The organism is Mycobacterium sp. MAC_080597_8934 (assembly GCF_000523975.1).
In the GTDB taxonomy this organism is placed as follows: Bacteria; Actinomycetota; Actinomycetes; order Mycobacteriales; family Mycobacteriaceae; genus Mycobacterium; species Mycobacterium avium.
Genome location: NZ_JAOS01000013.1, coordinates 202,742 through 218,608, shown reverse-complemented (window position 1 = coordinate 218,608; position 15,867 = coordinate 202,742). Strand labels below are relative to the sequence as shown.

Annotated in this window: 1 pseudogene; it reads right to left on the bottom strand. The window is 67.9% G+C overall.

The window, feature by feature from the left end:
- Positions 1–15,858 (bottom strand): annotated as a pseudogene (locus tag NF20_RS07425) (amino acid adenylation domain-containing protein); the annotation flags it as partial.
- Between the last annotated feature and the right edge of the window lie 9 nt (positions 15,859–15,867).

Genomic DNA, 15,867 nt, shown 5'->3' with positions numbered 1-15,867 from the left:
ATGGCAACGCCTTTGGGGACACCGGTGGTGCCCGAGGTGTAGATCAGGTAGGCGATCTCTTCGGGCGCCGGCTCCGGCAAGCTCGTGCACGAGTATTCCTGGAGGTCATCGACATCGATGACGGCCAGGTTGTAGCCGTCCAGCCGTTCGGCGAGCTCGGCGGTGGTGATCGCGGCGATCGGTGCGGCATCGGCAACCATGAACTCAATGCGCGCGGTCGGGTGGGCCGGGTCGATCGGCAGATACGCCGCCCCGGTTTTGAGCACCGCCAATATCGCCACGATGGCCTCGACCGACCGTGGCACCAGCAGCGCCACGCGCTCCCCCGGGCCCGCCCCGAGGCCGATCAGGCAGTGCGCCAACCGGTTAGAAGCTTCGTCGAGCTCGTGGTAGGTCATGCGACGGCCATCGAAAGTCACCGCCGGCGCTTCGGGCGCGCGCATGACTTGGGCTGCCCACAGCGTGGGAATCGATACCGGTGCGGGTGCGGGCCTGGCCAACGCCGCCCGATTGCTCCACCGATGCAGGCGGCCGTATTCAGCTTCGACGAGCACGTCAACCGACGAGAGCCGACGTGTGGGCGCGGCGGTAACCGCCATCAACACTTGCCGCAACCGCTCGATCAGCGTCTGGATGCTTTCCGGGTCGAACACGTCGGTGCGAAACTCCACCGAACCGCCGATCCCGGTGGGCTCACCGGACTCGGTGAAACGTTCGGACAGCGTGAATGTCAGATCCGTGCGCGCCGACTGGGTATCCAGCGGCAGCCGGGTGACTCGAAGGTCGCCGACGGCCAACCCGGCCGCCGAGGCGTCATCCAGGCCGGTGAAGTTCTGCCAGGCCAACAGCACCTGTACCAGCGGGTGATGGGCCAGGCTGCGGGTGGGGTTGAGCCGTTCCACCAGTACCTCGAAGGGCACGTCTTGGTGGTCGTAGGCGGCCAGGCTGCGCGCGCGCACCTGAGCCAGCGATTCGGTGAAGCTGGGATCGCCGGCCAGGTCGACCGCAGCACCAGGGTGTTGACGAAGAACCCGACCAGCTGATCGAGGGCGGGATCGTCGCGCCCGCGATGGCGAATCCGATCGCGACGTCATTGCCGGCGCTGAGTTTGGCCAGCAGGACGGCCAGGGCGGCCTGGATCACCATGAAGCTGGTGGCGTTGTGCTCGCGGGCCACCGTGCGTACCCGCTGCTGCAGCTCGGCCGGCCAGTCGACGAGCACGCTGGCGCCGCGGTAATCGGCCACCGGCGGATAGGGTCGGTCGGTGGGCAACGCCAGCCGCTCGGGCAACCCGGCCAACTGCTGCTCCCAATACGCCAGCTGCGCAGCGATCGGGCTGTCGCTATCGGTGACGTCGCCCAGCTGCGCGCGCTGCCACAGGGTGTAGTCGGCGTACTGCACCGGCAACGGCGCCCACTGCGGTGCGTGCCCGGCACACCGGCTGGCATAGGCCATGCCCAGATCGGCCACCAGCGGGGCCATCGACAAACCATCGGCGGCGATGTGGTGCAGCACGGCCACCAGCACATGCTCATCGTCGGTGATCCGGAAAAGCCTTGCCCGCAGCGGGATCTCGGTGGCCAGATCGAACGAGTGGCGGACCGTGGCCTCGATGGTCTGCTGTAGCCGGTCCGTCGGCCAGCCGGTGGCGTCGACGACCTGCCAGCCGAAGTCGGCCCGCTCGGCCGGGATCACCACCTGTTCGGGTATCCCGTCGACGGCCGGGAACAGGGTGCGCAGGGTTTCCTGGCGGGCCACCACATCGGCCAGGGCCGTCCCCAACGCGTCGGCGTCCAGCCGTCCGGTCAGCCGCAACGCGGCCGCCATGTTGTAGATCGGCGAGGGCCCGAGCAGTTGGTCGATGAACCACAACCGCTGCTGGGCGAACGACAACGGCACCACCGCCGGCCGCTCCACGGCCACCAACGGTTGCCGCCGGCCCCGATCGCCGCTGACGCGCTGCGCCAACTGGGTAACGGTGGGCGCCTCGAACACGGTGCGCACCGAAAGGTCGGCATTCAGCGTGGTTTCGATCGCGGCGATCACCCGCATCGCCAACAACGAGTCGCCGCCCAGGTCGAAGAACGAGTCGTCCACGCCGACGCGGTCCAGCCCCAGCACGTCGGCGAATACGCCGGCCAGAATTTCCTCGACCGGACTCGCGGGTGCACGGTAGTCGGCGTTCTGGAATTCGGGGGCGGGCAGGGCGCGGGCGTCGAGTTTGCCGTTCGCGGTCAGTGGCAGCGTTTCCAGCACGACCACCGCGGCCGGCACCATGTATTCGGGCAACCGCTTCGCCAGCCGGGCGCGGATCTCGGCGGGGTCGGCGGTTCCGGTGGCTGATTCGGTGACGTAGGCGACCAGTCGTTTGTCGCCGGGGCGGTCCTCGCGGGCGATCACCGCCGCCTGCTCCACACCGTCCAAATCCACTAGCGCCGAACGGATTTCACCCAGCTCGATGCGATAGCCGCGGATCTTGACCTGCTCATCTGCCCGCCCCAGATAATCCAGCTGCCCGTCGGCACGCCAACGCACCAGATCCCCGGTGCGATACATGCGTGTCGCGGGCGCTCCGAACGGGCAGGCCACGAAACGTGACCCGGTCAGTGACGGCCGGCCCAGGTATCCACATGCCACGCCACGACCGGCCACGTACAGCTCGCCGACCACCCCCGCCGGCACCGGCTGTAGCCACCGATCGAGGACGAACAACGCCGCCCCGGGGACGGGTGAGCCGATGGGCACCACACCCGAGCCCGCCGATCCGGGCTTTAGTGGTGCGCTGATGGCCACGCACATGGTGGTCTCGGTCGGGCCGTAGGCGTTGACCATCACCCGACCCGGCGCCCACCGATCCACCACCTCGACCGGACACGCCTCACCGACCACCACCAAGGCCACCGACTCCAGCCCGTCAGCCGGCAATGCCGCCACGGCCGAGGGGGTTTGAGTGAGCACATCGACCTGTGCTGCGACCAGCGCATCGTGGAAGTCCTGCGGTGAACCGGTCACCGGCTCGGACACCACGACCAGCCGCCCACCGCGCAACAGCGCGCCGAAAATCTCCCACACCGACACGTCGAACGCCAACGAATGACACAACGCCCACACGCCCGGGGCCGGCAACCCCGCATCCAACGACCCCAACAGCTGGGTCACGTTGCGATGTGTGATCGCAACGCCTTTGGGCACACCCGTGGTGCCCGACGTGTAAATCAGGTAGGCGACATCGTCAGGGGCCGGTGCCGGCAGACCCGTGCTCGGCTGGGCGTCGACAGCCGGAACGACGTCGGGATCGTCCACACCGATGACCGCCACGTCATGCCCGTCCAGCCGCTCCGCCAGCCCGGTGCCGGTGATCGCGGCGATCGGCGCGGCATCGGCCAACACAAACCCGACCCGCTCGTCCGGCACGCCCGGGTCGATCGGCAGATACGCCGCCCCCGTCTTGAGCACCGCCAGGATCGCCACGACCGCCTCGACCGACCGCGAAAACAGCAGCGCCACACGCTCACCCGGACCCACCCCGCGAGCGACCAGCAGATGCGCCAACCGATTCGACGCCTCATCCAGCTGCCGATAGCTCACCGAACGGCCGCCGAAGCTCACCGCCACCGCATCCGGCGTCCGGGCCACATGGGCGGCAAACAATTCCGGAATCGACACCGAACCACCCTGCGGGCCGGCCAAAACCGCCTTGTTACCAAGCTCATCCAGCCGCACCCGCTCACCCACACCCAGCACATCCACCGACGACAACCGCCGCCCCGGATCAGCCGTCATCGCCACCAACACCCGCTCCAACCGCCCGACCAGCGTCTGAATGGTGTCGGCCTCGAAGACGTCGGTGCGAAATTCCACCTGTCCGGAAATCCCAGCGGGCTCACCGGCGTCGGTCCAGGATTCCTTGAGGAAGAAGACCAGATCCATCTTCGCGGTCTGGGTGTCCCCGAGCAGCGGCGTGACCTGCAGATCGCCCAGGCTCAGCCCGGTCGCGGGGACACTGACCTGTCCGGGGAAGTTGTTCCAGCCCAACATCACCTGGACCAGCGGGTGGTGGGCCAACGAGCGGCTGGGGTTGATCCGCTCGACGAGCACCTCGAAGGGCACGTCCTGGTGCTCGTAGGCGGCCAGGCCGCGCGATCGCACCTGGGCCAAAAGTTCGGCCACGGTGGGGTCGCCGGCGAGATCGACGCGCAGCACCAAGGTGTTGACGAAGAATCCGACCAGCTCGTCCAGCGCGGGATCGCGACGCCCGGCGATCGCGAATCCCACCGCCACGTCGCTGCTGGCGCTGAGCTTCGACAGCAACACCGCCAGGGCGGCCTGCATCACCATGAATCCGGTCGCGTTGTGTTCGCGAGCCAGCCGCGCAATCTGCTGCTGCAACAACGCCGGCCATTCGACGGTCACCCTGGCGCCGCGCTGATCGGCCACCGGCGGGTAGGGGCGATCGGTGGGCAGCTCGAGCCGCTCGGGCATCCCGGCCAGCATCTGCTCCCAGTAGGCCAGCTGCGCGGCGATGCGGCTTTCACTGTCATCGAGATCGCCGAATTGCGCGCGCTGCCACAGCGTGTAATCGACGTACTGCACCGGCAGCGGCGCCCAGTCGGGGGCGCGGCCCGCGCACCGGCTCGCGTAGGCCAGACTCATGTCTCGTACCAGGCGAGTGGTCGACCAACCGTCGGCGGCGATTTCGTGCAGCACGGCCACCATCACGTGTTCGTCCTCGGCGACACGGAAAAGCCTTGTCCGCAGCGGGATCTCGGTGGCCAGGTCAAACGCGTAGCGCACGACGGCGCCGACGGCGTCCTCTAGTCGGTCCGCCGGCCACTCGGTGGCGTCCACGACGTCCCAGCCGAAGTCAGCCTGCTCGGCGGGCACCACCAGCTGCTGCGGTATCCCGTCGACCGCCCGGAACAGGGTGCGCAGGCTTTCGTGGCGGCCCACCACATCGACCAAGGCCGCGCCCAGCGCGTCTGCGTCCAGGCGCCCGCTCAGCCGCAGCGGCAGCACCACGTTGTAAAGCGGTGAAGGCCCTTGCAACTGGTCGATGAACCACAGCCGGCTCTGGGCGAACGACAACGGAATCACCGCCGGCCGCTCAACCGGCATCAGCGGCGCCAGGCCACCTCCGCTGCCGATTCGGGGCGCCAACTGCGCAACGGTGGGCGCCTCGAACACCGCACGCACCGACAGGTCCGTATCCAGAACGGTGTTGACCGCGGCGATGAGACGCATCGCCGACAGCGAATCCCCACCCAGGTCGAAGAACGAGTCGTCGGCTCCGACCTTGTCGACCGACAGCACGTCGGCGAACAGGCCGGCGAGGATTTTTTCGGTCGGGGTCTGCGGCGCCCGGAACGCTGTGGTGGCAAACACCGGTGCCGGCAATGCCTTACGGTCGATCTTGCCCGACGACGTCATCGGAAACTTCTCGAGCACCACGATGTGGGTGGGCACCATGTACTCGGGCAGCCACGCACTCAACTGCTGACGCACCGCAGCGAGCTTGATGTTGGTCTGCGGGTCGCTGGCGTAATTGGTGACTCGGTGGGACCCCGTAGGCGGCAGATACAGATCGGTCAGCGCGGGCGTCTGCCTCGCGTCCGCTGCGGTGACGAACACCGCATCCACGGTGCCTGGTTGGGCGCCCCAGGTGACCGAGACGTGGTACCCGGCCGTCTCACCAATGCGGTGGAGTTGTTCGGGGACAACGGCATCCGCGTCGTCGGCCAGGGCCAGTGCGTCGGTCAGGGGTAGGCCCCCGTCGAGGCCGTGCTGGATGTGGACGTCGCTGATCACTCCGGCGCGGGGTATCTCGGTGACGCGAATGGCGTTGGGACGCTGGGAGGCCAATCGATGCTGCAGCCCGTCCAGGCCGGCGCACTGGGTCCACGCCCAGCTGTCCGCGCCGGCCGCCGAGCGCACGGTTGCCGGGGCCTTGTAGACGACGACGTCGTAGCGATACCGGTTGAGTTCGTTGTCGGCCAATCCGCGCTTGACCTCGATACCCAGCCCGGCCGCCGACCCATGACCATCAGCCCAGGTGGTGAAAAACTCTGGGGCAAGCAGTAATTCGGCTTCGCCGAGCACGGCGTGGTGAACTCGTTGGCGGATCTCGTCGGCATCGGCGTCGCCGGTGGTGCGGGCGATCGCGACCCCGGTCTGAAACGCGCCCTGCAGGCTGTGGTTGCGCACATCGCCGACGAACAGTGCCCCGCCCGGTGCCAGCAATCGCATCGCCACGGCCAGCACCTCGGTCAGATACCGCGCGCTCGGGAAGTACTGGACCACCGAGTTGAGCACCACCAGATCGAAGTGGCCCTCCGGCAGCCCGTCGGCCATGTCGGCGGGCTGCACCCGCAACCGCACCCGATCGCCCCACGGCCGGCCGGCCACGTCGGCCTGCAGCCGCCGGATCGTCGGCGCCGAAAAGTCCGTCGCCCAATACTCGGCGCAGACCGGAGCCAGCTGCGAAAGCAGTAGTCCCGAACCCACGCCGATCTCCAGCACCCGCGCGGGATGCAACCGAAGGATCCGATCGACCGTGGCCGAACGCCACTCTTCCATCTCCTCGAGCGGGATCGGGTCGTCGGTGTAACTGCTGTTCCAGCCGCGGAAATCCCTCCCGAACTCCGGCGCCTCCGCGTCGGCGCCGTACGCCTCGTCATACAGGTGTTGCCACGCCTCGACGGTTTCGGCGTCGTGCTCGGCGGTCGTGGTCTGCTCGAGGGTGACGTAGGCGACCAGATGCGAGCCGGTTTTGCTCTCGTGCACTGCGGCGGCCGCCCGGGCCACCTGCGGGCAGCCCAGCAAGGTGTTTTCGACCTCGCCCAGCTCGATGCGGTGTCCGCGCAGTTTGATCTGCGCGTCGGCACGGCCGAGATAGTCCAGGGTTCCGTCGGGCGCCCAGCGCACCAAATCGCCGGTGCGATACAGCCGCGCGCCCGCGGGCCCGTACGGATCCGCCACGAACCGTTCCGCGGTCAACTCCGCCCGGCCCAGATAGCCGGACGCCACCGCCGGCCCGCCCAGGTACAAGTCACCGACGACCCCGATCGGGGCGGGCTTCAGCCGCGCGTCGAGCACCAGTGCGCGCATCCCGGGCAGGGGGGTGCCAATGCGGACGGGCTGTCCGGCCCGCAGCGGCGCGGTGGTGGCCCAGATGGTGGCCTCGGTGGGGCCGTAGCCGTTGAACATGCGCCGGCCCAGCGCCCACGCGGTCACCAACTCGTCCGGGCAGGCCTCACCGCCGACGACCAGCGTCGACAACCCGTCCAGCCGGGTCCGATCCAGCGTCGAGAGCAACGTCGGGGTCATTATCGCCGCGTTGACCCGCTGCTCCTGCAGCAAGGCGGTCAACGCCTCGCCGGCATACACCTCCGGCGGCGCGACCACCAGCGCGCCTCGCGCGCCCACCGCGACCAACAACTCCCCGAGCGCGGCGTCGAACGTTGGCGAGAGCACCGCCAGCATCCGGGTGTCCGGGCCCAGCCCGAACACATCGCGGTGTGCCGCGGCTACCCCGGGCAGACCGCCGTGGGTGACCGCCACGCCCTTCGGGGTGCCGGTGGACCCCGAGGTGAAGATCACGTAGGCGGTGTGGTCCGCTCCCAGCGCCGCCAGGCGGTCGGCATCGGTGATCGCCTCGGCGGACCGCCCGGACAGGTCCAGGCCGTCGATGCGCAGCACCGGTCGCGTCCCGGCCCCGGCCAGGGTGTCGACATCGCGGGTCAACACGCACACCGCGCCCACCGAGTCCAGCACCGTAGCGATGCGCTCCACGGGGTGATGGGGATCCACCGGCACATACACGCCGCCGGCTTTCACGACCGCCCACCACGCGACCACCAACTCCACGGACCGGCCCATGGCCACGCCGACGGCGCGTTCCGGACCCACCCCCGCCTCGATCAGCACCCGCGCCAGTCGGCTGGACCACTGGTCGAGCTCGCGATAGGACACGTTCTCGGCGCGATCGACAACCGCCACCGCGTCCGGGTCGGCGGCCACCGCCGCGGCCAACAGGTCCGGCGCCACCCCCGTCGGTGCCTCGACCCCAGCGCCGGACCACCGCGACAGCACCAGGTCACGCTCGTCGCGGTCCAGCAACGCCAGGTCGCCCACCACCACCGACGCATCCGCCACCACCGCCTCGATCACCCGCTCAAACCATGTGACGAAGCGCTCGATGGTGACACGGTCATACAAATCGGTGGCATAGGTCACCACCCCGCTGGCCATCGGCGCGGTCGGGTCCTCGGAGGGCACCTCCCGCAGATCGACATCGAGGTCGAACTTGGCGGTGCGGCTGTCCAGCGTCAGCGGCTCCACGCTGACCCCGTCGAGCGTCATTTCCGGGCGCACATTGTTCTGGAAGGCCAGGGCCACTTGGAACAGGGGATGATGCGCCGTGGAGCGCACCGGGTTGAGTTGCTCGACCAGCCGCTCGAACGGCAGGTCCTGGTTGCTGTAGGCGTCCAGCGCCTTCTGACGCACGCGCTCGAGCACCTCGCTGAACCGGTGCGGAGGGCTCACCCCCACCCGCAACACCCAGGTGTTGACGAAGAACCCGACCAGCTCGTCCAGCGCCGCATCCATCCGCCCGGCGATCGGGGTGCCCATGGCGATGTCCTCGCCGGCCCCGGCCCGGTGCAACACCACCGCCATGGCAGCCTGCAACACCATCGAGGCGGTCGCGTTGTGCGCCGCCGCCAGCGCCTTGATCCCCGCCCACAGCCGCGGGTCGAGGCGCACCTCCACCGCATCACCGCGGTAGCTGGGCACGGGTGGGCGCGCCCGGTCCGCCGGCAGCGACACCACCTCGGGAAGGTCGGCCAACTCCTGCCGCCAATAAGCCAACTGTCCGGCGATCACGCTGTCGGGGTCAGACTCGGCGCCCAACCAATCACGTTGCCACAGCGTGTAATCCGCATACTGCACCGGCAACGGCGCCAACTGCAGGGCCCGGCCCTGCCGCCTGGCCCGATAGGCCTCGCTGATGTCTCTGGCCATCGGCGCCAAGGACCACCCGTCAAAAGCGATGTGGTGCACCACGATCCCCACCACATGCTGCTCGGGCGACACCGCATAGATCTGCGCACGGATCGGGATTTCGGTTGCCAAATCGAACCGGTGGCCCGCCAGCGCCACCAGCTCGCCGACCACGTCGTGCTCCGGCAACGACACGACCGGCTGGCGCCCGGGTCGCCACATCCCCGGCTCGGCGGGCAGCACCTTCTGGAACGGCACACCGTCGATATCGGGAAATACGGTGCGCAGCGACTCGTGTCGGGCGATCACATCATCGATGGCCACCGTCAACGCCTCGACATCCAGGGGCCCGCTGATCCGAAACGCGGTCGGCATGTTGTAGGTCGCCACCCCGCCCTCGAACCGGTCGAGGAACCACAACCGGCTCTGCGCATACGACAACGGCACCACCGTCGGCCGCTCGCCGGCCACCAACGGCCGACGCCCCTCCCCGTCCCCGCCCATGCGGAGCGCCAACTGGGCCACCGTGGGCGCTTCGAACACGGTGCGGACCGCAAGGTGAGCATCCAGGGCGCTGTTGATGGCGGCGACGACCCGCATCGCCGAGAGCGAATCCCCGCCCAGGTCGAAGAAGGAGTCGTCCACCCCGACCCGCTCGAGCCCGAGCACCTGGGCGTAGATGCCGGCCACGGTCTCCTCGGTGGAATTGCTTGGTGCACAGTAGTTTTCGTGCTCGATGTACTCGGGCGCGGGAAGGGCGCGGGTGTCCAGTTTGCCGTTGACCGTCAACGGCAGCGCGTCGAGCACCACCACCGCCGCCGGCACCATGTAGGCCGGCAGCCGCTGACCCAGCCGGGCCCGAATATCGGCCGGGTCAGCGGCTCCGGTGACTGATTCGGTGACATAGGCGACCAGTCGTTTGTCGCCGGGGCGGTCCTCGCGGGCGATCACCGCCGCTTGCTCGATACCGTCCAAACCGGCCAGCGCCGAACGGATTTCGCCCAGTTCGATGCGGTAGCCGCGGATCTTGACCTGCTCGTCGGCCCGACCCAGGTAATCCAGCTGCCCATCGGTGCCCCACCGCACCAAATCCCCGGTGCGATACATCCGTGTCCCGGGTGCTCCGAAGGGGCAGGCCACAAACCGCGACCCGGTCAGCTCGGGTCGACCCACATACCCGTACGCCAGCCCGCCGCCGGCCACATACAACTCGCCGACCACACCGGCCGGCACCGGACGCAACCACCCGTCCAACACGAAAAAGCCGAGGTGCACCAGCGGCACTCCGATGGGGCTGACGTTACGGCCGACGTCGGCCACGGTGATCTCACGGAACGAGGCATGCACCGTGGTCTCGGTAATGCCATACATGTTGATCAGACGCGGTGACCGCGGGTGCCTGTCCCACCATGTCCCGAGACGCGGAGGTTCCAGCGCCTCACCGCCGAAGACCACCGTCTGTAGCGTGAGCCGATCCTGCGATCCGGGTGCCCGCGCATCGGCGGTTTGCAGCGCATAAAACGCCGACGGGGTCTGACTCAAGACGCTGACCTGTTCGGCGACCAGCAAGGCGTGGAAGTCGTCCGGCGAGCGAACCACCTCGTCGGACACCACCACCAGCCGCCCGCCATGCAGCAGCGCGCCGAAGATCTCCCAGACCGAAAAGTCGAAGGCCAACGAATGGCACTGTGACCACACCTGCCCCTGCGGCATTTCCAGGTCGGCGTTCAGCGCCCTCAGCAGCCGCGTCACGTTGTGGTGAGGAATGGCAACGCCTTTGGGGACACCGGTGGTGCCCGAGGTGTAGATCAGGTAGGCGATCTCTTCGGGCGCCGGCTCCGGCAAGCTCGTGCACGAGTATTCCTGGAGGTCATCGACATCGATGACGGCCAGGTTGTAGCCGTCCAGCCGTTCGGCGAGCTCGGCGGTGGTGATCGCGGCGATCGGTGCGGCATCGGCAACCATGAACTCAATGCGCGCGGTCGGGTGGGCCGGGTCGATCGGCAGATACGCCGCCCCGGTTTTGAGCACCGCCAATATCGCCACGATGGCCTCGACCGACCGTGGCACCAGCAGCGCCACGCGCTCCCCCGGGCCCGCCCCGAGGCCGATCAGGCAGTGCGCCAACCGGTTAGAAGCTTCGTCGAGCTCGTGGTAGGTCATGCGACGGCCATCGAAAGTCACCGCCGGCGCTTCGGGCGCGCGCATGACTTGGGCTGCCCACAGCGTGGGAATCGATACCGGTGCGGGTGCGGGCCTGGCCAACGCCGCCCGATTGCTCCACCGATGCAGGCGGCCGTATTCAGCTTCGACGAGCACGTCAACCGACGAGAGCCGACGTGTGGGCGCGGCGGTAACCGCCATCAACACTTGCCGCAACCGCTCGATCAGCGTCTGGATGCTTTCCGGGTCGAACACGTCGGTGCGAAACTCCACCGAACCGCCGATCCCGGTGGGCTCACCGGACTCGGTGAAACGTTCGGACAGCGTGAATGTCAGATCCGTGCGCGCCGACTGGGTATCCAGCGGCAGCCGGGTGACTCGAAGGTCGCCGACGGCCAACCCGGCCGCCGAGGCGTCATCCAGGCCGGTGAAGTTCTGCCAGGCCAACAGCACCTGTACCAGCGGGTGATGGGCCAGGCTGCGGGTGGGGTTGAGCCGTTCCACCAGTACCTCGAAGGGCACGTCTTGGTGGTCGTAGGCGGCCAGGCTGCGCGCGCGCACCTGAGCCAGCATTTCGGTGAAGCTGGGATCGCCGGCCACCTGCACTCGCAGCACCAGGGTGTTGACGAAGAATCCCACCAACTCGTCGAGCGCCGGCTCACGCCGCCCGGCGATGGCGAATCCGATCGCGAGATCGCGGCTGGCGCTGAGTTTGGCCAGCAGGACGGCCAGGCCGGCCTGGACCACCATGAAGCTGGTGGCGTTGTGCTCGCGGGCCACCGTGCGTACCCGCTGCTGCAGCTCGGCCGGCCACTCCACCATCACACTCGCCCCGCGGTAATCGGCCACCGGCGGATAGGGCCGGTCGGTGGGCAACGCCAGCCGCTCGGGCAACCCGGCCAACTCCTGCTCCCAATACGCCAGCTGCGCAGCCATCGGGCTCTCGGCATCGGCCACATCGCCCAGCAGCGCGCGCTGCCACAAGGAGTAGTCGGCATACTGCACCGGCAACGGCGCCCAGCCCGGTGCATGCCCGGCACACCGGCTGGCATAGGCCATGCCCAGATCGGCCACCAGCGGGGCCATCGACAAACCATCGGCGGCGATGTGATGCAGCACGGCCACCAACACATGCTCATCGTCGGCGATCCGGAAAAGCCTTGCCCGCAACGGGATCTCATTAGCCAAATCAAACGAATAGCGCGCCGCAGCCTCGATGGCCTCACCCAGCCGGCTTTCCGGCCAGCCGCTGGCATCGACGACCTGCCAGCCGAAGTCGGCCCGCTCGGCCGGGATCACCACCTGCTCGGGTATTCCATGTACGGCCGGGAATACGGTGCGCAGGCTTTCCTGGCGGGCCACCACATCCGCCAACGCCGTCCCCAACGCGTCGGCGTTCAGGCGTCCGGTCAGCCGCAACGCGGCAGCCATGTTGTAGATCGGCGAAGGCCCTTGCAGTTGGTCGATGAACCACAACCGCTGCTGGGCGAACGACAACGGCACCACCGCCGGCCGCTCCGCGGCCACCAACGGTTCCCGCCGGCCCCGATCGGAACCGACACGCAGCGCCAACTGGCTCACCGTCGGCGCCTCGAACACCGCACGCACCGAAAGGTCGGCATTCAGCGTGGTTTCGATCGCGGCGATAAGACGTGTCGCCACAAGCGAATCCCCGCCCAGATCGAAGAACGAGTCGTCCACGCCGACTCGGTCCAGTCCGAGCACGTCGGCATAGATGCCGGCCAGGATCTCCTCGATCGCGTTGGACGGTGCGCGATAACCGGCGTTCCGGAATTCGGGTGCGGGCAGGGCGCGGGTGTCGAGTTTGCCGTTGACCGTCAGTGGCAGCGCGTCCAGCACGACCACCGCGGCCGGCACCATGTACTCGGGCAACCGCTTCGCCAGCCGGGCGCGGATCTCGGCGGGTCGGCGGTTCCGGTTCCTGCTTCGGTGACGTAGGCGACCAGTCGTTTGTCGCCGGGCGGTCCTCGCGGGCGATCACCGCCGCCTGCTCCACACCGTCCAAATCCACTAGCGCCGAACGGATTTCACCCAGCTCGATGCGATAGCCGCGGATCTTGACCTGCTCATCGGCCCGCCCCAGATAATCCAGCTGCCCGTCGGCACGCCAACGCACCAAATCCCCGGTCCGATAAATCCGCTGCCCCGACATACTGGCGAACGGGCACGCCACGAACCGTGAGGCGGTCAACCCGGCCCGGCCCGTATACCCGATCGCCACGCCACGCCGGCGACGTACAACTCCCCGACCACCCCGGCGGGAGCAGGGCGTAACCACCGGTCGAGGACGAACAGTGCGGCGGTCGATACCGGCGCACCGATGGGTGGCACGCCCGATCCGGGCTCTAGTGGTGCGCTGATGGCCACGCACATGGTGGTCTCGGTCGGCCCGTAGGCGTTGACCATCACCCGACCCGGCGCCCACCGATCCACCACCTCCACCGGACACGCCTCACCGACCACCACCAAGGCCACCGACTCCAACCCCTCGACCGGCAATGCCGCCACCGCCGAGGGGGTCTGGGTCAACACGCTGACCTGTTCGGCCACCAACATGCCGTGCAGCTGCTGCGGAGAAACGGTCACCGACTCCGGCACCACCACCAACCGCCCACCGCGCAACAGCGCACCAAATATCTCCCACACCGACACGTCGAACGCCAACGAGTGACACAACGCCCACACGCCCGGGGCCGGCAACCCGGCATCCAACGCCCCCAACAGCTGGGTCACGTTGCGGTGAGTGACCGCAACGCCTTTGGGCACACCCGTGGTGCCCGACGTGTAAATCACATAGGCGACATCGTCAGGGGCCGGCGCCGGTGGTGCCGTGCCGGGATAGGCCTCCACCACCCCGGTGGCAGCGGGATCGTCGACGTCGATGACCTCCACGTCATGCCCGTCCAACCGCTCCGCCAGCCCGGCGCCGGTGATCGCGGCGATCGGCGCGGCATCGGCCAACACAAACCCGACCCGCTCGTCCGGCACCCCCGGGTCGATCGGCAGATACGCCGCCCCCGTCTTGAGCACCGCCAACATCGCCACGACCGCCTCGACCGACCGCGAAAACAGCAGCGCCACACGCTCACCCGGACCCACCCCGCGAGCGACCAGCAGATGCGCCAACCGATTCGACGCCTCATCCAGCTGCCGATAGCTCACCGAACGGCCATCGAAGCTCACCGCCACCGCATCCGGCGTCCCGGCCACATGCCGAGCAAACAAATCCGGAATCGACACCGAACCACCCTGCGGGCCGGCCAAAACCGCCTTGTTACCAAGCTCATCCAACCGCACCCGCTCACCCACACCCAGCACATCCACCGACGACAACCGCCGCCCCGGATCAGCCGTCATCGCCACCAACACCCGCTCCAACCGCCCGACCACATCGTGGACGTCACAATCAGAAAGCCATTGCCCGGCGCCGCCGAATCCACCCGTTGTCGCGCCGGGCTGCATGCCGAGGAATAGCCGATCGTGGTCGCTGAAGAAGTCCAGTCCAAGCTGGTCGACGAGGTTGGTGTGGGTCAGGGTTCCCGAAACCCTGGCACCGGCGATGTTGGCCAGGTTTGTCGTCGGAATGAAATTGAGAATTACCCGATTTGACGTCTGCGTGGACCCGCGACGCTTGTTCTCGATGGTGTGCACCGGGAACCGCTGATGTTGGAGCGCTTCTCCCAGCCGTGTGTCGACATGCTCACAAAAACTCGTGACCGACGAGCCCGGCGAAGCTTTCAGGACCAGGGGGACGAATCCGGTAATCATTCCGGGCACCGTCTGCGCTTCCGGACGCACCCGCCTACTCACCGGAAACTCGAACACGATCTCCGAATTTTCCAGGTCGCACCCGCCCACCAGCAGCGCGCACGCCGCGGCCAGCACCGACGAGCGACGCACCCCCAGCTCCTGTGACAACTTCTGTATCCCGGCGACGGCGACCGGGTCCAACTCGATCGGCGCGGAAGATTCGTACGGTTCCCGCTCCGAGGCGGGCGCGAACCGATAACCCGGTTCGCTTTCCGACGGCAGGTTCTCGGCCCAATAGGCCCGATCATCGAGGTAATCGGTGGACGCTTGGTATTCGGCCTCGCAGGCAATCAAATCACTCAGCGACCCGAAATAGGCGGGGGGAATCGGCGCGCCCGAGGCCAACGCGTTGTAGACATCCCCGATGCGGTGGCAAATGAGAGCAAGACCGATTCCGTCCGCCACGATGTGGTGGCAGCACACGAATAGATAGAATTCGTCCACGCGGGTCTGCAACAACGCAAATTTGAACAGCGGGCCATCGAGCGGCATCACGGTGCGCTGAATCGAGGCCGCCAGCCGGTAGGCTTCCTGGACCGGATCTTGCGAGCCCATCCGCTGATAGCACGCGAGCTCGACGTCCGGGTAATCGACGGCCTTCTGGAAAACCTGGCCATCCACCTGGAAAAAGGCGGCTCGGAGTGGTTCGGCTTCGCGCACCACTTGCCGGATCGTGTGCTCCAGCAACCACGGGTCGACGGTGCCTTCGATTCGCAGCAGGTAGCCCAGCTGCCACCTCGCACCCTGCTGATCCGTTTCCTGTGCGAGCCAGATGTCGAGCTGTCCGCGTGTTAGCGGGAATGGCCCACCATCGAGTTCCGTCAGTCGTTCTCGCCCAACGTGCAGTGCCCGGTCATCGATCGTCATCGGAATTCC